At 70.4% G+C, this 20,153-nt stretch carries 19 protein-coding genes; 7 read left to right on the top strand and 12 right to left on the bottom strand.

All coding sequences use genetic code 11. The features are described 5' to 3' along the window. The 4 genes from JOF29_RS42180 to JOF29_RS42165 all read left to right on the top strand — a co-directional run bounded on the left by JOF29_RS42180 (nt 1) and on the right by JOF29_RS42165 (nt 8,417). Nucleotides 1-519, top strand: a complete 519-nt coding sequence (locus JOF29_RS42180) for a hypothetical protein (RefSeq protein ID WP_307863983.1) — start codon at nt 1-3, stop codon at nt 517-519. Nucleotides 520-522: 3 nt separating this feature from the next. Then, the gene (locus JOF29_RS42175) at nt 523-1,152 is read left to right on the top strand and encodes a hypothetical protein (protein WP_209699872.1); all 630 of its coding nucleotides are present in this window, start codon (nt 523-525) and stop codon (nt 1,150-1,152) included. A gap of 168 nt (nt 1,153-1,320) precedes the next feature. After that, nucleotides 1,321-7,890, top strand: a complete 6,570-nt coding sequence (locus tag JOF29_RS42170; protein WP_209699871.1) for a hypothetical protein — start codon at nt 1,321-1,323, stop codon at nt 7,888-7,890. Beyond that, nucleotides 7,887-8,417 (top strand): hypothetical protein, encoded by a 531-nt coding sequence (locus tag JOF29_RS42165; RefSeq protein WP_209699870.1) that lies wholly within the window; start codon nt 7,887-7,889, stop codon nt 8,415-8,417. The genes JOF29_RS42170 and JOF29_RS42165 overlap by 4 nt, the downstream gene beginning before the upstream one ends. Here the strand turns inward: JOF29_RS42165 and JOF29_RS42160 are convergent. From JOF29_RS42160 to JOF29_RS42115, 10 genes are all read right to left on the bottom strand, one after another. Further along, a complete protein-coding gene (locus JOF29_RS42160) occupies nt 8,399-9,031 on the bottom strand; it encodes an acVLRF1 family peptidyl-tRNA hydrolase (RefSeq protein ID WP_209699869.1) in 633 nt (210 codons plus the stop codon). The two genes, JOF29_RS42165 and JOF29_RS42160, sit on opposite strands and share 19 nt — an antisense overlap. An 88-nt stretch (nt 9,032-9,119) precedes the next feature. After that, a complete protein-coding gene (locus JOF29_RS42155; protein ID WP_372446423.1) occupies nt 9,120-9,389 on the bottom strand; it encodes a FitA-like ribbon-helix-helix domain-containing protein in 270 nt (89 codons plus the stop codon). A gap of 55 nt (nt 9,390-9,444) precedes the next feature. Further along, nucleotides 9,445-9,816, bottom strand: a complete 372-nt coding sequence (locus JOF29_RS42150; protein WP_245359950.1) for a metal-sulfur cluster assembly factor — start codon at nt 9,814-9,816, stop codon at nt 9,445-9,447. After that, nucleotides 9,809-10,279 carry a Fe-S cluster assembly sulfur transfer protein SufU gene (gene sufU, locus JOF29_RS42145; protein ID WP_209699867.1) on the bottom strand — a complete coding sequence of 157 codons (471 nt, stop codon included), beginning with the start codon at nt 10,277-10,279 and terminating at the stop codon, nt 9,809-9,811. Before sufU ends, JOF29_RS42150 begins: the two co-directional genes overlap by 8 nt. Before the next feature lies 1 nt (nt 10,280). After that, nucleotides 10,281-11,507, bottom strand: a complete 1,227-nt coding sequence (locus tag JOF29_RS42140) for a cysteine desulfurase (protein WP_245359948.1) — start codon at nt 11,505-11,507, stop codon at nt 10,281-10,283. Nucleotides 11,508-11,557: 50 nt separating this feature from the next. After that, on the bottom strand, nt 11,558-12,319 hold the full coding sequence (gene sufC, locus JOF29_RS42135) for a Fe-S cluster assembly ATPase SufC (RefSeq protein WP_209699865.1): 762 nt from the start codon (nt 12,317-12,319) through the stop codon (nt 11,558-11,560). Nucleotides 12,320-12,343: 24 nt separating this feature from the next. Then, entirely contained in the window at nt 12,344-12,682 is a 339-nt protein-coding gene (locus tag JOF29_RS42130) for a non-heme iron oxygenase ferredoxin subunit (RefSeq protein ID WP_209699864.1), read from the bottom strand. Next, complete coding sequence (sufD, locus tag JOF29_RS42125) at nt 12,679-13,893, bottom strand: Fe-S cluster assembly protein SufD (RefSeq protein WP_209699863.1); 1,215 nt, start codon at nt 13,891-13,893, stop codon at nt 12,679-12,681. The genes JOF29_RS42130 and sufD overlap by 4 nt, the downstream gene beginning before the upstream one ends. Next, the gene (gene sufB, locus JOF29_RS42120; protein WP_209699862.1) at nt 13,893-15,305 is read right to left on the bottom strand and encodes a Fe-S cluster assembly protein SufB; all 1,413 of its coding nucleotides are present in this window, start codon (nt 15,303-15,305) and stop codon (nt 13,893-13,895) included. Before sufB ends, sufD begins: the two co-directional genes overlap by 1 nt. Beyond that, nucleotides 15,302-15,997 carry a helix-turn-helix transcriptional regulator gene (locus tag JOF29_RS42115; RefSeq protein ID WP_209700299.1) on the bottom strand — a complete coding sequence of 232 codons (696 nt, stop codon included), beginning with the start codon at nt 15,995-15,997 and terminating at the stop codon, nt 15,302-15,304. Before JOF29_RS42115 ends, sufB begins: the two co-directional genes overlap by 4 nt. A gap of 167 nt (nt 15,998-16,164) precedes the next feature. Between JOF29_RS42115 and JOF29_RS42110 the strand changes: the two genes are divergently transcribed. The 3 genes from JOF29_RS42110 to JOF29_RS42100 are packed head-to-tail and all read left to right on the top strand — an operon-like array spanning nt 16,165 to nt 18,606. Further along, a complete protein-coding gene (locus JOF29_RS42110) occupies nt 16,165-16,884 on the top strand; it encodes an ABC transporter ATP-binding protein (protein ID WP_307863982.1) in 720 nt (239 codons plus the stop codon). Next, nucleotides 16,881-17,660, top strand: coding sequence for an ABC transporter permease (locus JOF29_RS42105; RefSeq protein WP_209699860.1), 780 nt, complete (start codon nt 16,881-16,883; stop codon nt 17,658-17,660). The genes JOF29_RS42110 and JOF29_RS42105 overlap by 4 nt, the downstream gene beginning before the upstream one ends. A gap of 19 nt (nt 17,661-17,679) precedes the next feature. Beyond that, nucleotides 17,680-18,606, top strand: coding sequence for a COX15/CtaA family protein (locus JOF29_RS42100; protein ID WP_209700298.1), 927 nt, complete (start codon nt 17,680-17,682; stop codon nt 18,604-18,606). Here JOF29_RS42100 and JOF29_RS42095 read toward each other — a convergent pair. Both JOF29_RS42095 and JOF29_RS42090 read right to left on the bottom strand, forming a co-directional pair. Continuing rightward, nucleotides 18,603-19,400: an ABC transporter permease subunit gene (locus tag JOF29_RS42095; protein WP_209699859.1), complete on the bottom strand. Its 798-nt coding sequence runs from the start codon at nt 19,398-19,400 to the stop codon at nt 18,603-18,605. The genes JOF29_RS42100 and JOF29_RS42095 overlap by 4 nt on opposite strands. Next, entirely contained in the window at nt 19,397-20,119 is a 723-nt protein-coding gene (locus JOF29_RS42090) for an ABC transporter ATP-binding protein (RefSeq protein ID WP_209699858.1), read from the bottom strand. The genes JOF29_RS42095 and JOF29_RS42090 overlap by 4 nt, the downstream gene beginning before the upstream one ends. Nucleotides 20,120-20,153: the final 34 nt, after the last annotated feature.

Raw genomic sequence — 20,153 nt, 5'->3', positions numbered from 1 at the left:
GTGGCACGCACCCGGGACGAGGCACACCTGTACCTCGAGCTGCATCCCTGCCCGGACTGCGGGACCGACGAGGCACCCTGGCAGCAGGCGCTGGCCGACGTCGACGGTGAGCTGTCGATCAGCTACACCGCGGTCTGCCCGGGCTGCGGCGCCGGACGCGAGTACCTGTTCGGCGTACCGGATGGGGAGACGCCGGTGCAGGGCTGGCCGACGTTCGGCGGGCCGGAGCCGTCGGACATCATCGACGCCGGCCAGTGGCTGGACGTCGCCGAGCGGCTCGTGTCCGCGGTGCCCACGGATCCTGCCGAGGCGGGCCGGGCGCTGGCGATCGCGCAGGCCGCGGTCGCCGAGGTGATCAAGTTCGTCCCCGGAGGCCTCGACGCCGTACCGGACGAGGAGTTCTGGACGCCGGAGGGACGGGCCGCCAGGGAGCTGGATCCCGGCCGGTTCCGGTTGCACCGGTTGCAGCTGACCCGAGACGCATACGCCAAGCTGGCCAGAGAAGTAGGAGCGAGATAACCGATGCTGATGGCGCGGAGTATCTGGGAAGCCCAGACCTACGTGAGTCTCCGGCTCTCGGAGCGGGAGCAACCACCGGGCGAGCCGGGCCAGCCGGTGCCGGCGCTGTCGCTCGGCGGTGCGGCGCCGATGAAGCTCGGCACGAACCTGATCGAGGGTCCGGACTCCTGGACCTACCAGTCACCGGTCGGCGACATCGTCATCCCGTACGTGTCCGAGAAGACCACGATCCAGGTCGGCGCACCGTTCGGGATCGGCCGGTCCCGGCTGATCGACGCCGCGGAATGGGTGCACGTCGCGTACCTGTACCAGAACTGGGCGCTCGCGGACATGCTGAAGTACGCCGGCGAGCCCGACCCGGCGAGCAACGACTTCCAGCACACCGAGCGGCGCCGCCACATCCGGCTCGGCTGGGAGCTCGCGGTCGACGCGCTCCTGCAGGCGACGGCGTTCCTGCCCGAGGGCGACCACGGCGGCGACCAGGTCCCGGACTCGGAGATCTGGTCGCAGTTCGGCCGCAGCGCCAAGCTGGCGGACCCGTACCTGGTCACCCGGGCCCGGCTCGAGGAAGACCTGGAGACCTTCCGCGGAATGCTCGAGGACTTCGACAACTTCTACGACGCCGTCGACTGAGACAGCCCATCGACGGGCTCTTCGCAACCGATTCCGGGGTGAGAATCTCCACCCGCGTTCGACGTCTGTTTGATGGGAAACATGGCGAAAAGTTGAACATCCGGTTGCTATCGTCCCCGACATCATCGGTGCCACCGTCGGCGCCGCGTGCTGAACGGGGATGCTCGATTGACGACCGCGACGGTTCTGGAGGGCCGCCCACAGGCCCGGGCACGGCAGGCACTTGCGCTGGCATTCGGCATCGTCGCGCCCGAGGCAGTCGTCCTCCGCGACGGCAGTCTGCGGCTGGGCAGCGCCAAGGACCGGCTGCCCGGCAGAGCGTTGCGCCGGCTGGAGCGCAGGCTCACCGCACGCGCGACCGGACAGGTCAGCAGCCAGCGCCTGCTCGCCGAGGCGGTGGCGTTCGCCGGCGCTGAACTCGATCGCGCCCGCGGCGGCTCCCGTGCCGACGGCGCGATCGCCGCCCTGGACTCCCTGCTGGACCTGCCCCGACTGCCCGAGGTGCAGCGTGCCGAGGCTCAGGCGCTACTGCAGAACCTGCTGGACGGCAACCAGCTGGCCACCGACGCCGACCTGCGGCGGCTGGCGAAGGTCCGCGCCCGCCGACCTGACGACCGCCCGCTCGCGGCGGATCTCGGCACCGGCGCCCAGGCACTGAACCGCGACGCCGAACGGCTCGCCAGGCACCAGTCAGGCCAGACGGTCCCGACGCTTCGGGTACGGGATCGCCCGCGGCCACCGGTCGGCGGGAGTCATCGTGCGGTGCCGTCCGCCGGGCCTGGCCGTGGCGTCGCGACGACCGGCCCCCTCGGCTGGGTGCGTGAGCTCCTGCGCGACATCCGCGTCGGCGTCCGGGCCGACCGCGAGGCGCGTGATCGCCTGGCTGAGGCGCGGTACGCCGAGTTCCGGCTGCTCAGCAAGGAGTGGCACGAGACCCGCGACAGCCTGGGTGGCCGCACTCTCGCCGAGGTCGAACTCGACCTGGAGAACGTCTCCCGGGCCATCCGGAGCACCGGACACTCGGTGCCTGTGCACCCGGGCGCCGGGCTCCAGGTCGTCGTACCGGACCGGGACGAGCCGGTCGCGACGACTGCCGGGGAACGCTTCCGGACCCGGGTACGCCGCCAGATCGCCGAGCTCGAGTCCGCCGCCGCGCACCACGTACACCGGGCGGACGTCCGGACCCGTAGCGCGGCGGGCGCGAACGACCGGGCCGGCGAGCTGTTCGCCGCCGCCGACCGCCAGGCTGAGACAGCCGACGCATCCGCCGGCGAGCGCACCCGCCGGCTCCGCGGCAAGGCCACTGCAACGCTGCGCATCGCCGCGCGCCACACCGCAATCGCCGATACCTGCACCGCGGCGGCCGGCCAGGCCCGGGCCGCCGCCGCTGCCTACCGGGTACTGCTCACCAGCGACGACGTCCAGCACGCCACGAAGGCGGCCGCCGACCACGTGCGCGCGTACCAGCGGGCGACTGCCGCGACGCTTCCGCGGCCGGACGTACAGCACAACGGACTACCGTCCGGACGTCTCCCCCACCTGACCACCCTCTGCCAGGAACTGAACCAGGCCCTCGCCGACCGCAAGTCGTCCTACCGGTTCACTCCCGACGCGCTGCACCGGGCGCTCCGCGCCGAGAGTCGCCGCGTCCTGGCACCGGACGGCGTCGTACTGACGATCGGCAACGACCCACGCGCCGACGCCGACGAGCTGATCCAGCTGCAACTGGTACTCGACCCGGGCGAGCTTCACGAGGTGCTGGACAGTCCGCTGAACATCGACGAGGCGCAGGTAGGGCAGGTGGTCCAGGCCGGCTTCGGCGTCACCACCTCCGCGAGCCGTACGTCCGGAACGACGCTCGGCGCGGACCTGCGCTCGGTAACCACGGCGCTGCCGGACACGAGCAAGCTCAAGGCCGTCGCACACCTGGTCTCTCCCGGGTTCGAGGTCGGTTCCGGTCGGAGCGACGCGGTCAGTGGCGGGGCGACCGAGTTCGCCCAGACAGGTGCGGTCGAGGCACTGCGCGGGGAGTTCCTGCGCTACCGCGGGTCGCGTCCACGGTGGAGCTGGCGAATCCGTACCGGGGCGGCCGGCGAGTGGTCGCCGGTCCGGACCGTGGATTCCGGCACGGACCACGACTCGGCGACGATCGACCTCGGCTTCATCCACACCTACACCGTTCCCCCGCCGTCCGAGCAGACCGACCTCGCGACCCTGGGCCTGGACGCGGACCGCAGTACCGTCATGCCTGAGCACATGGCCACCCGTGCCGATGGCCTGAACGACCTGTGCGATCGAACGGTCGCGGAGCTTCGCCGGCGCCTCGGCTCCCTCGACCGGGTCGGACACGACCGGGTCCGCAGCCTGCTCGCCGAGGACGCACTGACCCGCCTGGACGAGACCACCCGTCCCGGCGGTGTCTGGCGGCTGATCACCAACGGCGGTCAGCCGGTCGCCTGGGCACAGCTGGAGACCGTGGCCGAACTGGACTCGGCGACGCTGGTCAGCGACAGCTCGCCCGACCACAAACTCGAACTGTGGCGCGTCGGCAACTCCGGATCCTCCGGCGCCCAGGCGTTCAGCTCGTCCCGAACGGTCAGCCTCACTGCCACGTACGCCGGCTCCGCGCTGGCCGGCATCGGCTCGACCGGCGCCGCCGTCGCGCCGGGACTTCGCGCCGGACGCAGCACCGGCCGGGAAGACAGCGCCTCCACCGCGGATCTCGGCAGCCGGTGGAGCACCCAGCGCATCGCGCCCACGGTCGGTGTGAAGGTGCGGCTGCGGCACAAGGTCAGCGTTCATCGTCTCGACCGCGACGACTCGTTCAGCATCGAAGGCGCCGGCGACGCGTGGCTGCGGATCGCCGAGCGGGACGCGTTCCGGTACGGCCTGCCGGTACCGGCCGCAGCCGTCGTTCGTGATGCCGACGGGCTGCCGCGGCACGGAACCGATGGGCGGCTACTGCTCCGCGGCGATCCGGTCCCGGTCGCGGCCCCGCTGCGGCTGCCCGACTGGCTCGGCTCCGGACCGGGCCAACTGCGCGGAGCCGGCCCGGCGATGATCAGGAATCTCACCGGCATCGACCAGGCACGCGAGAGCTTCCTCGCACACCTCGCCCAGCAGTCGATGATTCCGCCGCTCGGCCCCGGCGGGATCCCCCGGCCCGCGGCGTTCACCGGCCGGGACCCAGCGGTGCAGCTCAGCCGCGCGGAGAACTGGGAGCGGGCCGTCCAGCAGCTCGCCAGGCAGCGGCTGGAGACCGGGTACGACCATGCGGCACAGGACCAGCTGGTCTTCCAGCTCACCGAGCACAGGACCGGTCTCCCGCCCCGGGTGCGCAGCTACCGGATCGCCATCGAGCAACACTTCGACCGCGTCACGCCGATCGGCCTGGCCGACGACGACATGGTCGTCAACGTCGACATCGGCGTCAGCACCTCCGGGCGCACCGGCGGCCGCTCGCGGAGCCTGCCGTGGTCGGTCCGGGTCGGCGTGACCGATCCGCCCGCGGAAGGTCGGGCCGGCATCGCGCCGCAGGCCGGAGCCGTCGCCGGCCGCTCGTCCCTCGGCCGCCACGTCGCCTGGTCCGCCACCCGCAGCGCCTACCGGATGACGGTGTCCGAGTCGAACGCACAGGTCGCCGTGTTCGACGTACCGCACACCATCACGATCAGTGAGATCACCGCCGACGGCGGCAGCGTCCCGGTGGTCAGGTCCGAGGGCTCGGCGCAGGTCTGGATCGACAGCGAGTTCTGCAACCCGGCCGGCCGGCCGACGCTCGCCGTGCCCGGCCCGGTGCGGGCCGGGCTCCTGGACACTGCCACCATCCATCACGTCGACGCCCGGGACCCGATCGCACGACTGACCGCCGCGGTCCCGGAACTCGCACGCGGCGACAACTCGGCACTGCACCACCTGAGTGGCTTTCTCGCCCCCCGGAACCTCATCGCCCGCCCGGAGCTGCTCACCTCCGAGTACACCACCGGCCTCGCGATCGGCCCGGGTCCGTCCGATCCGCTGGACGTCCTGCGGCATCGCAGCCTCGCCCCGCGACAGACGACGCTCGGTATCACCACCGGCATCGAGAACCTCCAGTACGTCGGCACCGGCGGGCCGATCCTCGCCGAGCTCAACGTGACGCTCGCGGGCGTCAGCAGCACGTCAGGCGTCTCGTCCGGTGCGACGGCCGGGGCGAGTGGCGGTGCCGGCTCGGTGTCGGCCGACCGTTCCGCCATCGGCGGGACGGTCAGTGGCACCCGGTCGACCACCGTCACCGCGGCCGGATCCGACTCGGCCACCACCGGTGTCGAACGGACCCTCATGCGGGACGGGCAGCACTATCAGTTCCGGGGCGATCTGGTGCTCGCCGCGCAGCTGCGATCCGGGGGCTCGAAGCCGCGGGCCGTCCCGCTGGAATCGGGAGCCGTGATCCTCACCCTCCCCGAGCACGACGCGCTGCGGCTGTACGGACGGCGCGAGCTGGACCTGCCGCTACACCAGGTTTCGGATGCCGTCGAACGTCTGCTCAATGGCAATCTCGCCCTGTCCCGCCGTACCACGGTCGCGCTGCTACGGCGTTACCAGCAGGAGAAGGCCGGGCCGGACGGAGCGAGTGACAACCTGGCAGCCGGCCATACGCAGGAGCGGCTCGCCGACCTGCTGGTAAGCGTCGCCGGTCTGCGGCAGACGGCTGACCAGCAGCGCCTCGACACGGTCCTCGCCTCGGCCGAGGAACTGGTCCGCCAGCGGGCCGAGGTCCGGGTGCCACGGCACTACCAGCAGCTCATGGGAGCCGCGCAGGTCGACCGGTCCTCTCTCCAGGACCGCCACGGCAACGACACGGACCCGTTCCGGGAGGTGTCTGCCGCCATCGGCGAGCACCTGCCTCGGGCGCTGGCCGATCCGGTGCTGATCAGCGCGCTGCGCGGAGATCTGGCCGGTCCCCGCTGGCGTCAGCAGCTGGACGACATGCTCGACCCGGCCGGGTTCGTCCGCGAGTTGCCGGTCCGCGACGGCGCCGGGACACGGAACCTCCGGGTCCGGATCCGGCTCCGGTTCACCGGCCCGATCACGACCGACGCGGGCGGCACCGAGGGCCACACCGGCAACGGTTTCGGCCTCGTCCAGCTGTGGAGCATGAAGGAGCGCAACCGCAGCGCCGGCCGCGGGACGGCGTACGACGCATCGGCCGGGCTGTCGCTCTCCGACGGAGCATCACTGACCGCGGGCGCCGGACTGGAGCTCGGGACCTCCACGACCGCGACGAGCAGCGAACTCAACACCCGGATCAGCACCGGCCTGTCCGTCGTGACGGCCCGGGTCGAACGCGACTACGAGCTGACCGTCGAGGTCGAGGACTCCGACGAGGCCGGCGGGACGCCCCGGCGCCCTGCCACCCGCCGGGTGGCCAGCGGGCGGATGAGTCTCTCGATCCCGGCGTCCGTACTCGACTCGGAGCCCGTCGGCGCCGGCCCGGTGCTGTCCGACCACCGGACCGTCCGGCTGCCGGACAACTATCTGGTCGAAGGCACGATCCCGCATTCGGAGGCGTCCGAGCCGGAGAACACGCTGTTCGGCGCAGTCTGCGCCCGCCTGTCCCGGATGGATCTGCTCGGGGCCGGCGGCGTCCGGACGCACCGGGCCACTCTGGAGAGCCTGCTCGGCGGCAGCAACCGGATGGTCGCGTTCCAGGAGATGGCCGGCCCGAGCGGCTACGAACTCGTACCGCTGGCCGTCCCCGGCAACCCGGCCCGCACGGTCGCGATGCGGGTGCGCGCGGAGGTCTCCGGCCTCGAGCTGATCTCGGACCCGGACGAGCAGTGGACGACCCAGCTCGGCGAGAACACGCGGGAGTTGCGGCTGAGCCAGTTGACCGCGCGGAGCAACCGGCTGCTGCCCGGCTCCGGGACCGTCGGCGGGGTAACGCCCGGCGGCGCCCTGGCGGCCACGATGTCGGAGGGCCGGCAGTTCGGCGCACAGGACACCGGTACGGTCGGCGCGCGGCACGAGACCGGATCGTACGAGTCCGGTCAGGTCGTGACGGTCAAGGTCGCCGTCGCCTACCACCTCGACTTCGAGCGCCGTCGGACGGATCGGCACAACCGCCCGATCGTGGACCGGGCGTACTCGGTTCGGCACGCGGCGACCGGTCAGGCCTACCTGACGATGTTCCGGCACGACTACGAGGCGATGCAGGCCCGGATGGAGTCCGGCGAGCCTGCGGGCCCGAACCCGGCCCCGAACCCGGCCCCGAACCCGGCACGGCACCATCGGCCGCCCCGTGTCCGGACGGTGACGACCGACGTGATCGCCGATGCGCAGCATCCGTACCGGCCGCTCGTCGACGCCCTCGACCAGGCGCGTCGCGACCACACCAACGTCCGGCTCCGGGTCCGGGAGGCCGACGGCACCCGACGGCTGTACGTCGCCGGAGCCGACGGCACGTTGACCTGCCGGGGCGACAACGGCTTCGCGGCGGCGCTCGCGACCGTGCATCCGCGACTCGCCCTGCTCGCCGAAGGCCAGGTCGACCTCCGCGACCTGCACGCCGCGCAGACCGAGCCGGGCCGCTTCACCGGCGCGGTCGTCGACGCACTGCGGCAGCGTGGGATCGCCGCATCCGCGCTCGCCGGTACCGACTCACGGATGCGCCGCGCCGCCTCCGTCCAGGACACGACCTCGCGGCCGGTGTTCCGGCCGGGAGGTTCCGCGGCGGGATCGGGGGTGGGCATCGAGTGAACGGCTACGACCCGCGGTACGCGATCGCCCGGACAGCCACCGAGGTCCTGCTGTACCTCGAGCTCAACGCCTGCCCGGACTGCGGCTCCGACCAGGCCGACTGGCAGGATCGGCTGAGCGAGGCCGAGCTCGAGCCGGTGCTCGGCTACGCCGGAGTGTGCCTGGGCTGCGGTACGCACCGCGAGTACCTGTTCTCGCTTCCACAGGAGCCGCGCGACGACGGCCTGTACTCGTTCGGAGGGCCGGAGCCGTCCGAGCTGATCGACGCCGGGCAATGGCTCGCGGTCGCCGACCGGATCGCCGGTCAGGTGCCGGTCGGCGACCGCAGCGAGACGGCCCGCGCCGCGATGGTCGTCGCCCGGCAGGCGGTCGAGGAGGTCGTGAAGTTCATCCCTCCGACCGCCGACGTCGTACCCGACGAGGCGTTCTGGACCGAACCGGGCCAGGGGGTTCGGGCGCTCGACCCCGGGCGGTTCCGGCTCGAACGGCTGCTGCTGATCCGGGACAGCTACTCGGACCCGGCCTGATCCAGCGCGATCCGGATCGCGCGGGCGTCCGCCCCGGCCTGCTCGAGGACCTTCTGCTTCGGGTCCGGTACGCCGAGGAACGGCGCCCGCACCAGCGGGACGAGGTCACGCAGCCGCGGGTCCTCGAGCACGGTGTCGACGGCCCGCCGGTCTCCCCCACACACCAGCACGTCGAGTTTCGCCGGCGCCAGGATCCGCACCGCGACCTCGGTCGCGGCCGCGAACGCCTCCCGCGCCTGGTTGTCCCGGCGCCGCGCATACCGCTGCTGCGACCAGCCCCCGGCCTTGGTCGTCCCCTGCACGTGCCGGGCCCCGACCTTCGAGTCGAGAAGCTTGCCGTCGGCAAACACCCCGGCGCCGTACCCGCCCCGCCGAACCAGCAGCACGCCAAGGCGCCGCGGCCGCAGTACATGTGCAACAAGCCCCGCACGGGACAACTCCGCAAGAGGCTCGAAAGGCACGGTCACAACGGCCGTCTCGCCGTCCTCGGCGGACAACGTGACCGCGGTCGGCGTCACGTCGTACCGCACCCCACCGTGCCGCTCGCCGAAGCCGCCCAACCACCTGTCCAACCGCTCCGGCGCAACGTGGACGACGCGCGTCATTCGTCCCATGGGTTGACAACCTCGACGCCGAATCCGGCGAAGTGCGCGACGTTCCGGGTCGCAACCTGCACTCCGTGCGACAGTGCGATGGCGGCGATCATGCTGTCCTCGACCGAGGTCGACTTTCCGGCCGTCCTTCGGGAAGGCGGAGGACGCCGGACAGCAGTTCGTGAACGGTTACGGAGGTGATGGCGAGGTCCGGTCCGTTGTCCGCCGGCCAGCTGAGCACGGCCTCGATGAAGTTCCGCGGAGCCACAGCGGCGTCCACCCGGGCCTCCGCCTCCATCGACCGGTTGTGCTGAGCTGCACGTCGCTTCAGTGCGCGCCGGGTTTCCTCCGGCACGTTGCGAAGTGTGAGTGTGGCCATCCGCCGCCTTTACCGAATCGAGCAATCTGCTGTCAATGCTTGCAGATTGCTGGGCTCACACGTTGAAGCCGAGGGCGCGGAGTTGGTCGCGGCCGTCGTCGGTGATCTTCTCCGGGCCCCACGGGGGCATCCAGACCCAGTTGATGCGGAAGTCGTTGACCAGGCCGTCGAGGGCCATTCGGGTCTGGTCCTCGATCACGTCGGTCAGCGGGCAGGCCGCGGACGTCAGCGTCATGTCGATGATCGCCGTACTGGCGTCGTCGACCGTGATGCCGTAGATCAGGCCGAGGTCGACGACGTTGATGCCGAGCTCGGGGTCGACGACGTCCTTCAGTGCCTCGGTGACGTCCTCCACCTTGGCCGGGGACGTGCCGGCCGCGAGGTCCACCTCGGGCAGCTCGATCTTCTCGTCGGTCTGGTCAGCCATTGCTCACTCCTTGGTCGGCTCGCCCATTGTTGGCCAGGGCCTGGGCGGTGGCATCGCGCCACGCGGACCAGCCCAGCAGAGCACACTTCACCCGGGCCGGGAACTGCGCGACGCCCGCGAACGCCACACCGTCCTCCAGAACCTCTTCGTCGGGTTGGACATTCCCCCGGCCCTGCATCAGTTCGAGGAACTTCTGGTACGTCGCCATGCCCTCGGCCACCGGCTTGCCGATCACCAGGTCCGACATCACCGAGGTCGCCGCCTGGCTGATCGAGCAGCCGACGCTGTCGTGCGTCACGGACTTCACCGTGTCGCCGTCGAGCTCGACCCGGAGCGTGACCTCGTCCCCGCAGGACGGGTTCACGTGGTGCACCTCCACGTCGTACGGCTCCGCGAGGCCCGCGTGGTGCGGGCTGCGGTAGTGGTCCAGGATGATCTCCTGGTAGAGGCTGTCCAGCTGCATATCAGTCCACCTTGAAATACTTGCGCACGAATCCCAGGCCGTCCACGAGCGCCTCGATCTCCTCGCGCGTCGTGTACAGATAGAAAGACGCTCTGGTCGACGATTGCATTCCGAACCGCTCGTGCACCGGCCGCGCGCAGTGGTGCCCCGCGCGTACTGCGATACCGCGGGTGTCCAGCACTGTCGACACGTCGTGCGGGTGGACGCCGTCCAGCGCGAAGCTGATCGCACCGCCGTGGTCGGTGGCGTCCGTCGGGCCGAGCAGGTGCAGACCGGGTACGGTCTTCAGCCCGTCCAGCGCGTACTCGACGATCGCGTGCTCGTGCGCGGCGATCTTGTCCATGCCGATCCCGGACAGGTAGTCGATGGCCGCACCGAGCCCGACCGCCTGCGCGATCGGCGGCGTACCGGCCTCGAACCTGGCCGGCGGAGCGGCGTACGTCGAGCCGGTCATCCGGACGACCTCGATCATCTCGCCACCGCCGAGGAACGGCGGCAGCGACGCGAGCAGGTCGTACCGGCCCCAGAGCACGCCGACACCGGTCGGGCCGACGACCTTGTGACCGGTGAACACCAGCAGGTCCGCGCCGAGCGTCGAGACGTCGACCGGGAACTGCGGGACCGCCTGTGACGCGTCGACGACCATCGTCGCGCCGACCGCGTGCGCCTTGGCGGCGATGTCGCTGATCGGGTTGATCGTGCCGAGCGCGTTCGACACCCAGGTCAGGGCGACGACCTTGGTGTTCTCGGTCAGCAGCTCCTCGATGTTGCTGGTGTCGAGCCGCCCGTCCTCGGTGACGCCGAACCACTTCAGCGTCGCGCCGGTCCGCTCACAGGCGAGCTGCCACGGCACGATGTTGCTGTGGTGCTCCATCTCGGAGACCACCACGACATCGCCCGGTTTCAGGGACGCGCCGAGCGTGTGTGCGGCCAGGTTGAGCGCCTCTGAGGCGTTCTTGGTGAAGACGATCTCGTCCCGGTTGGTGGCCCCGAGGAACGCGGCGACCTTGTCCCGGCCGCCCTCGTACGCCGCGGTCGCCTCGGCACCGAGCTGGTGCATGGCGCGGGCGACGTTCGCGTTGTGCTTGAGGTAGTGGTCCTCGATCGCCTGCACGACCTGGCGCGGCTTCTGCGAGGAGTTCGCCGAGTCCAGGTAGACCAGCGGGAACCCGCCGGCCAGCTCGCGGGACAGGATGGGAAAGTCCGCCCGGACCGACTGCACGTCCAACGGACTAAAAAGCCCAGTCAAGGGACTGCTATTGGAGGTCCGGGCGTCGGTCACTTCGCGCCGGCCTTCAGGAACCGCTCGTACCCGTTGGCCTCGAGCTCGTCGGCCAGCTCCGGGCCACCCTCTTCGGCGACGCGGCCGTCGACGAAGACGTGCACGAAGTCCGGCTTGATGTAGCGCAGGATCCGCGTGTAGTGGGTGATCAGCAGGACGCCCTTGTCACCCTGCGACGCGAACCGGTTGACCCCGGTCGAGACGATCTTCAGCGCGTCGATGTCGAGGCCCGAGTCGGTCTCGTCGAGGATCGCGATCTTCGGGTTCAGCAGCTCCAGCTGGACGATCTCGTGGCGCTTCTTCTCACCGCCGGAGAAGCCCTCGTTCACATTCCGGGTGCCGAAGTCGGGGTCCATGTCCAGGTCGGCCAGCGCCTTGTTGACGTCCTTGACCCAGGTGCGCAGCTTCGGGGCCTCGCCGTCGATCGCGGTCTTCGCAGTACGCAGGAAGTTCGCCACCGAGACACCCGGCACCTCGACCGGGTACTGCATCGCGAGGAACAGGCCGGCCCGGGCGCGCTCGTCGACCTTCATGTCGAGGACGTCCTCGCCGTCGAGGGTGACGGTGCCGCTGGTGATGTTGTACTTCGGGTGGCCGGCGATCGAGTACGCCAGCGTCGACTTGCCGGAACCGTTCGGACCCATGATCGCGTGCGTCTGACCACCCGCGATGGTCAGGTTGACGCCGCGCAGGATCTGCTTCGGTCCGGCATCGGTGTCGACCGACACGTGCAGGTCGCGAATCTCGAGTGTCGCCATGAGGTTTCTCTATCTCCGTCGGGTTTACAGGGAAGCTTGGTTGATGGGGTTCTTCACGTCGACGAGTACGTCGTCGCCGTCGAGGCGCACGGGGTAGATCGGCACCGGGTCGTACGCCGGCAGGCTGGTCGGCTCGCCGGTGCGCAGGTCGAAGCGGGAGCCGTGCAGCCAGCACTCGATCTCGCACTCGCCGACGTCACCCTCGGACAGCTGGATCTGCGCGTGCGAGCACTCGTCCCGCACCGCGAAGAACTGCCCTTCGCTCTTCACGACCGCGACCTCGACGCCGCCGACCTCGACCGGGATCACTCCCTCGTCGGGGACGTCGGCGGCGGCGCAGGCACGCTCGAAGCTGTCGCTCACTGGCCGATGACCGCCTTGGCGGACGCGCTCAACTCCGCGGTCCGGGCCAGCTTCTCTTCGATCACCTCGTGCAGGTGCTCGGTGACCTCGGGTACGCCGATCTTGCCGATGATGTCGTTGAAGAAGCCGGACACCACCAGCCGCCGGGCCGCGTCCTCGGGGATGCCGCGGGCCTGCAGGTAGAACAGCTGCTCGTCGTCGAACCGGCCGGTCGCGGACGCGTGGCCGGCGCCCTCGATCTCGCCGGTCTCGATCTCCAGGTTCGGCACCGAGTCGGCCCGGGCGCCCTCGGTCAGGACGAGGTTCCGGTTCAGCTCGAAGGTGTTGGTGCCCTCGGCCGCGGCCCGGATCAGGACGTCGCCGATCCAGACCGAGCGGGCGTGGTCACCGGCCAGCGCACCCTTGTAGATCGCGTTGCTCTTGCACTGCACGGCCTCGTGGTCGACGAACAGCCTGTTCTCGTGGTGCTGACCCGACTCGGCGAAGTACACGCCGAGGAGTTCGGCGTCGCCGCCAGGTCCGGCGTACCGGACGTTGGTGGCGATCCGGACGATCCTGCCGCCCAGCGTCACGACGACGTGGTGGAGCTTCGCGTCCCGGCCGACCAGCGCGTCGTGCTGGCCGAGGTGGATCGACTCGTGGTCGGCCTGCTGGATCGAGACGACCCGCAGGTCGGCGCCGTCGCCGACGACGATCTCGACGTTGCTGCTCAGCTCACCGGCGCCGTTGTGGTCGATGATCACGATCGCCCGGCTGTGCCGGCCGGCCTCGACGATCAGGTGGCTGAAGCCGCGGGCGCCGAGGTTCGCGACGTTCACGTGCACCGGCTCGGTCAGCTCGGCCTCGACCGGGATCCGGACCGCGAACGCGTCACCGGCGTGCTTCCAGGCGACGGCCGCGGACCGGTCCTGCGGCTTGCCGACCTTCGACGAGTCGGCCGCGACGGTCTCGAAGACCACGCCTTCCGGACCGGACGCGTCGACCTTCGGCGTCTCGCTGCCGGCCGCGTCCTCGAACAGGGCCTTGAGCTGCTTGACCGGGGTGAAACGCCACTCCTCCTCGCGTCCGGTCGGCACCGAGAACGCGTTGACGTCGTACGACGTCGGACGCTCGCTGCGGGCCCGGAGCGGGACCGGGGAACCCGGCCCGTGGGAGTGCGGTTTGTTGCCGGTAGCAACAAGGGTTTCAGCAACAGTATCCGCTGCTGGCATCAGCCGACGGCCCCTTCCATCTGCAGCTCGATGAGCCGGTTGAGTTCCAGTGCGTACTCCATCGGGAGCTCGCGGGCGATCGGCTCGATGAAGCCGCGGACGATCATCGCCATCGCCTCGTCCTCGGCCATGCCCCGGCTCATCAGGTAGAAGAGCTGGTCGTCGCTGACCTTGGACACGGTCGCCTCGTGCCCCATCGCCACGTCGTCCTCGCGGACGTCGACGTACGGGTAGGTGTCCGAACGGCTGATGGTGTCGACCAGCAGCGCGTCACAGCGCACCGTGGACTTGCTGTGGTGACTGCCGGGCGCGACCTCGACCAGACCGCGGTACGACGTCCGGCCGCCACCGCGGGCGACGGACTTGGAGATGATCGAGCTCGACGTGTACGGCGCGTTGTGGACCATCTTCGAGCCGGCGTCCTGGTGCTGGCCCTCGCCGGCGAACGCGATCGACAGCGTCTCGCCCTTGGCGTGCTCGCCCATCAGGTAGACGGCCGGGTACTTCATCGTCACCTTGGAACCGATGTTGCCGTCGATCCACTCCATCGTCGCGCCCTCTTCGCAGGTGGCGCGCTTGGTGACCAGGTTGTAGACGTTGTTCGACCAGTTCTGGATCGTCGTGTAGCGGCAGCGGGCGCCCTTCTTCACGATGATCTCGACCACCGCGGAGTGCAGCGAGTCCGACTTGTAGATCGGCGCCGTACAGCCCTCGACGTAGTGCACGTAGGCGTCCTCGTCGACGATGATCAGGGTCCGCTCGAACTGGCCCATGTTCTCGGTGTTGATCCGGAAGTAGGCCTGCAGCGGGATGTCCACCTTGACGCCCTTGGGCACGTAGATGAACGAGCCGCCGGACCAGACCGCGGTGTTCAGCGAGGCGAACTTGTTGTCACCGACCGGGATCACGGAGCCGAAGTACTCCTTGAAGATCTCCGGGTGCTCCTTCAGGCCGGTGTCGGTGTCCAGGAAGATGACGCCCTGCGCCTCCAGGTCCTCACGGATCTGGTGGTAGACGACCTCCGACTCGTACTGCGCGGCGACGCCGGCGACCAGGCGCTGCTTCTCCGCCTCCGGGATGCCGAGCTTGTCGTAGGTGTTCTTGATGTCCTCGGGCAGCTCTTCCCAGCTGGTGGCCTGCTTCTCCGTCGAGCGGACGAAGTACTTGATGTTGTCGAAGTCGATCCCGGACAGGTCGGCGCCCCACGACGGCATCGGCTTGCGGTCGAAGAGCTTCAGGCCCTTCAGGCGCAGGTCGAGCATCCACTCCGGCTCGTTCTTCAGCGCGGAGATGCCCCGCACCACGTCGGTGCTGATGCCGCGCTGGGCGACCGCACCGGCGGCGTCGGAGTCGGCCCAGCCGTACTGGTAGTTGCCGAGGCCTTCCAGTTCGGGGTGAGCGGTTTGCGTCATCGTGTCCTCGCAGATTCGCCGTCGGTTACAGGGGCCGCAGGGGCTGGGCCCGGGATGTGCGTCGTACAGACACCGTCGCCGTGGGCGATGGTGGCCAGTCGCTGCACGTGCTTGCCGAGGAGTCTCGAGAACACCTCGGTCTCGGCCTCGCACAGCTGGGGGAACTGCTCGGCCACGTGTGCGACCGGGCAGTGGTGCTGGCAGAGCTGCTCTCCGTGCGCGGCCTTCGCCGTGGACGCGGCGTACCCGTCCGCGGTGAGCGCCTGGGCGAGCACCTCCGCCTTCTTGTGGTCAGGAGCCGCGTCGAGCAGCTCCCGGTACCGTCGCTCCACCTCGGCGGAACGGCGCCGGGCGAACTCTCCGACCGCCTCGTCACCGCCGGCTTCGGCGATGAACCGGATCGCGGTCGCCGCCAGGTCGTCGTACGCCTGGTGGAACGCGTGCCGGCCGGTGTCGGTCAGCACGAAGACCTTCGCGGGGCGGCCGCGGCCGCGGGGGCCGTAGACGCGCTCCTCCCGGGACTCGACCAGACCCTCGTCGAGCAGGTGGTCGAGGTGCCGGCGGACCGCTGCCGGGGTCAGCTCCAGGCGCTCCGCAAGTACGGCGGCACTGGACGGACCGTTGGTCAGGATCGACCTGGCCACCCGGTCCCGGGTGGACTCGTCCCGCGTGACACCGGCTCCGGCCGGCACGGAGCCGCTCGGTGCAGGGGTGGTCGCGGAAGTTTTCACAACATCAGTGTCGCGTAATTCACCGGGGCCTTCAAATAAGGCTCCCCTAACCGGTTCACGGGCCCACGCGGGGCCACGACCCCGACCGTGAGCGAGGTCACTTCCGGTCGTTCTCTATGCTGCCGTTTGTGCCAGTTGCGGTGGAGATCGACAACCTCGTCGTGCGGTACGGCGAGAAGACCGCGGTCGACGGTCTCGGTCTCACCGTAACCGCCGGCACGGTGACGGCCGTGCTCGGCCCGAACGGTGCCGGCAAGACCACGACCGTGGAGACCTGTGAGGGCTTCCGGCGCCCGGACTCGGGCAGCGTCCGGGTGCTCGGCCTGGACCCGCTCGCCGACCACGACGAGCTGATGCCGAAGATCGGCGTGATGCTCCAGGAGGGCGGCGCCTGGTCCGGCGTCCGGGCCGTCGAGATGCTCCGGTACGCCGCGACGCTGCACACGCACCCGCTCGACGTCCCCGCGCTCGTGGAGCGGCTGGACCTGGGCACCTGCGGGCGGACGCCGTACCGGAGGCTCTCCGGCGGGCAGAAGCAGCGGCTGTCGTTCGCGCTGGCGATCGTCGGGCGGCCGGAGCTGGTGTTCCTCGACGAGCCGACCACCGGGCTGGACCCGCACGGGCGGCGGGAGATCTGGCAACTGATCCGGGACCTCCGCGACGACGGCGTCACGGTCGTCCTGACCACGCACGCGATGGACGAGGCCGAGCAGCTGTCCGACCAGGTGCACGTCGTGTCGGCCGGCAAGGTGATCGCCTCCGGTACGCCCGACTCCCTCACCGAACACCACACCAAGTCGCTCGAGGACGTCTTCCTCGAGCTCACGTCACCCAGGCACGAACAATGACGACGACGTACGCACCGCAGCCGGGCAGCGCACCGTGGACCCAGAAGGTGCTCTCACACACCCGGATGGAGTTCAAGCTCCTGATCCGGAACGGCGAGCAGCTGCTGCTGGCACTGGTCATCCCGCTCGGCGTCCTGCTGCTGCTCGGCGCCACCGGCCTCGGCGACCGCCTGCCGCTGGGCAGCGGCCGCCCGATCGACGAAGCGGTCCCCCGCGTGCTCGCGCTCGCGATCCTGTCCTCGTCGTTCACCTCGCTGGCCATCGCCACCGGCTTCGAACGCCGGTACGGCGTCATCAAGCGCCTGGGCGCCTCGCCACTGTCCCGCACCGGCCTCCTCGCCGGAAAGATCGGCGCGGTACTGATCGTCCAGCTGATCCAGCTCGCCGTTCTGATCGCTACCGGGTTCGCGCTCGGCTGGAAACCTGTCGGCGGATTCGCCGCCGTCTTCGGCGTGATCCTGACCGTGCTGTGCGGTACGGCGGCCTTCGCCTCCCTGGGCCTCCTGATGGCCGGCGTGCTCCGGGCCGAAGCGACCCTGGCCGCCGCCAACCTGCTGTACCTGCTGCTGCTGGTGGGCGGCGCGATCATGACCCCGGTCGACGAGTACCCGCACGCCATGCAGGCCGTCGTCCGGCTGCTTCCGAGCGCCGCCCTGGCGAGCGGGATCTCGAACTCGACGGTCCACGGCGTGGTGCCGTGGGCCGCCGCCCTCTCGCTGGCGTTGTGGGCCGCGGTGCTCGGATACCTGGTCTCGCGGACGTTCAAATGGGACTGACCTTTAGAGTGTGCCGGTGATGAGCACGGATACCCCGCCCCAGGAGAGCGAGCCGGTCAGCAAGTTCTGGCGCCTGGTTCCCGAGCCGAGCCTGGACGTCGTCCGGCGCTGGGGCTGGGCCTCGGTCGCGGTGAACATCGGCATCGTGGTGACCGGTGGACTGGTCCGGCTGACCGGATCCGGCCTCGGCTGCCCGACCTGGCCGTCGTGCACCGACGACTCCTACGTCCCGCACGCCGCGCTCGGCTATCACGGCGCGATCGAGTTCACCAACCGGATGCTCGGGTTCGTGGTCGCGATCGTCGCGATCCTGACCTGGCTGGTCGTGATGCGCTACCGCCCGATCCGCCGGGACCTGCGGCGGCTGGCGACCGCGGCCGCCCTCGGGGTCCCGCTGCAGGGCGTCATCGGCGGCATCAGCGTGCTCACCGGCCTGAACCCGTGGATCGTGTCGGCGCACTTCCTGGTCTCGCCGGTGATCATCACGCTGACGGTCTCGATGATGCGCCGCTCGCGGACCAGCCCGTACCCGCACACTCCCCCGGTGGTCCGCGCGCTGGCCACCGCCGCGGTGGTCGCGGTCTGGCTGACCGTTGCCCTGGGCACCATTGTGACCGGCGCCGGCCCACACTCGGGTGACCCGGAGACCGGCCGCAACGGGTTCGACCCGGGGCTGGTCAGCCAGCTGCACGCTGACGTCGTGTTCGGCCTGTTCGGCATCACGATCGCGCTGGTGATCGCGACCCGGGTGACCGCGACCTCGCGCACGCTCCGGAAGCTGGCCGCCTGGCTGCTGGCGATCGAGCTGCTGCAGGGCGTCGTCGGCTTCACGCAGTATTTCACCGGCCTGCCGTGGGGCGTCGTACTCGTCCACATGTTCCTGGCCGGGCTGCTGATCGCACTCGTCACCGCCGTGTACGGCGAACGCGGTACGCCCGCGGCCTAGGTGAGGTCACGCCGCAGCGGGACCACGGCGGCGACGATCGCGCCGACCGCGGCGTACCCGAGCAGCACGAATGCGGCGTACACCGGCGGCAGCGGCGAGCCGAGGTGGCTGGAGGTCTGGTCGGCGATGGTGTCGGTGAGGTACGTGAAGCTGGTCAGCGAGGACGTCGCGCCGCCGGGCAGGTACGGGTACAGCCGGTTGACGCCGGGCAGGATCATCAGCACGTACTCGAGGAAGTAGAAGTAGCCCAGGACGATGCCGACGGCGACGAGCTGGTGCCGGGCCAGCGCACCGACGGCGACGCCGATGACGACGTACACGGCCGCGACCACGGCGAGTTTCGTCAGCAGGAGCAGCAGGTCCGCCGGGTCGACCGTCAGCGTGACACCGCGGACGAGTGCTGCGCCGAGCAGGGCCAGACCGGACGTCAGGGACGCGATCACCCCGTAGCAGAGTCCGCCGACGCTGTAGACGACCAGCTTGGCGGACAGCACCCGGCCGCGCCGCGGTGCCGCCAGGAACGTCGTACCGATCGTGCGGTGCCGGTACTCGCTGGTGATCGCGATCGTGCCGAACAACGCCGGCACGAACAGCAGCAGGCCGGACAGACCGACCACCAGACCGGCGCCCGCCGGGGTATCGATGCCGGGCATCGGCGGCGTCGCGTTCTCCGGACCGGTCAGCGCGAGGACGCCGGTCAGTCCGCCGCCCGAGGCGACCGCGGCGATCAGCGCCCAGAGCGGCAGCCGGGTCGAGAACAACCGGGTGAGCTCACCCCGGATCAGGTTCGTCATGCGGTCACCTCGTTCGCGGTCAGCGTGAGGAAGGCCTGCTCGAGCGTCGCCCCGTGGCCGGTGAAGTCCGCCAGGCCGCCGGACCAGGCGATCCGTCCGTGGTCGATCAGCACCAGGTCGTCGACGCTGTACTGCAACTCGGTCAGCACGTGGCTGGAGATCAGCACGGTCCGCCCTTCGTCGGCGAGCGACCGCAGGAACGTCCGCAGCCAGACGATGCCGGCCGGATCCAGGCCGTTCGACGGCTCGTCCAGCACCAGCACGCCCGGATCCCCCAGCAGCGCGGTCGCCAGCGCGAGCCGCTGCCGCATCCCGGTCGAGAACCCCCGCACCTTCCGGTCGGCGTACCCGGTCAGTTCCACGGTCTCGATCACGGCGTCGACCCGCGAGCGGTCGTGGCCGCTCAGATCGCACACGGTCCGCAGCTGCGCCCGCGCGCTCGTCGCCGGATGCGCGGCCGCCAGATCGAGTACGGCGCCGACCGTGCCGGTGGGAGCGGGCAGCTCCCGGTACGGCGTGCCGCCGAACAGCGCGCTGCCCGCGTCCGGCCGGATCAGGCCGAGCAGCATCCGCAGCGTCGTCGACTTCCCGGCGCCGTTCGGACCGACGAAGCCCGTGACCCGGCCGGCGGCCGCGGTGAACGTCACGTCCTGCACGGCCCGCACCGGCCCGAAGGCCTTGCTCAGCCCCGACACCCGTATCGGCAGTCCTTGGCTCATGGCCGTCCTCTCCCCGACTATTATCAACCTGAGA

This window comes from Kribbella aluminosa (assembly GCF_017876295.1).
Lineage (GTDB): Bacteria > Actinomycetota > Actinomycetes > Propionibacteriales > Kribbellaceae > Kribbella > Kribbella aluminosa.
This window is presented reverse-complemented; position numbering and strand designations above follow the sequence as displayed.

Excerpts from the sequence above, each read along its gene's own strand:
- JOF29_RS42155 (WP_372446423.1), bottom strand. The coding sequence starts at position 9,389 with ATGGCCACACTCACACTTCGCAACGTGCCGGAGGAAACCCGGCGCGCA.
- JOF29_RS42090 (WP_209699858.1), bottom strand. The coding sequence starts at position 20,119 with ATGAGCCAAGGACTGCCGATACGGGTGTCGGGGCTGAGCAAGGCCTTC.
- sufB (WP_209699862.1), bottom strand. The coding sequence starts at position 15,305 with ATGACGCAAACCGCTCACCCCGAACTGGAAGGCCTCGGCAACTACCAG.
- sufD (WP_209699863.1), bottom strand. The coding sequence starts at position 13,893 with ATGCCAGCAGCGGATACTGTTGCTGAAACCCTTGTTGCTACCGGCAAC.
- JOF29_RS42095 (WP_209699859.1), bottom strand. The coding sequence starts at position 19,400 with ATGACGAACCTGATCCGGGGTGAGCTCACCCGGTTGTTCTCGACCCGG.
- JOF29_RS42105 (WP_209699860.1), top strand. The coding sequence starts at position 16,881 with ATGACGACGACGTACGCACCGCAGCCGGGCAGCGCACCGTGGACCCAG.
- sufC (WP_209699865.1), bottom strand. The coding sequence starts at position 12,319 with ATGGCGACACTCGAGATTCGCGACCTGCACGTGTCGGTCGACACCGAT.
- JOF29_RS42160 (WP_209699869.1), bottom strand. The coding sequence starts at position 9,031 with ATGGGACGAATGACGCGCGTCGTCCACGTTGCGCCGGAGCGGTTGGAC.
- sufU (WP_209699867.1), bottom strand. The coding sequence starts at position 10,279 with ATGCAGCTGGACAGCCTCTACCAGGAGATCATCCTGGACCACTACCGC.
- JOF29_RS42100 (WP_209700298.1), top strand. The coding sequence starts at position 17,680 with ATGAGCACGGATACCCCGCCCCAGGAGAGCGAGCCGGTCAGCAAGTTC.
- JOF29_RS42150 (WP_245359950.1), bottom strand. The coding sequence starts at position 9,816 with ATGGCTGACCAGACCGACGAGAAGATCGAGCTGCCCGAGGTGGACCTC.
- JOF29_RS42175 (WP_209699872.1), top strand. The coding sequence starts at position 523 with ATGCTGATGGCGCGGAGTATCTGGGAAGCCCAGACCTACGTGAGTCTC.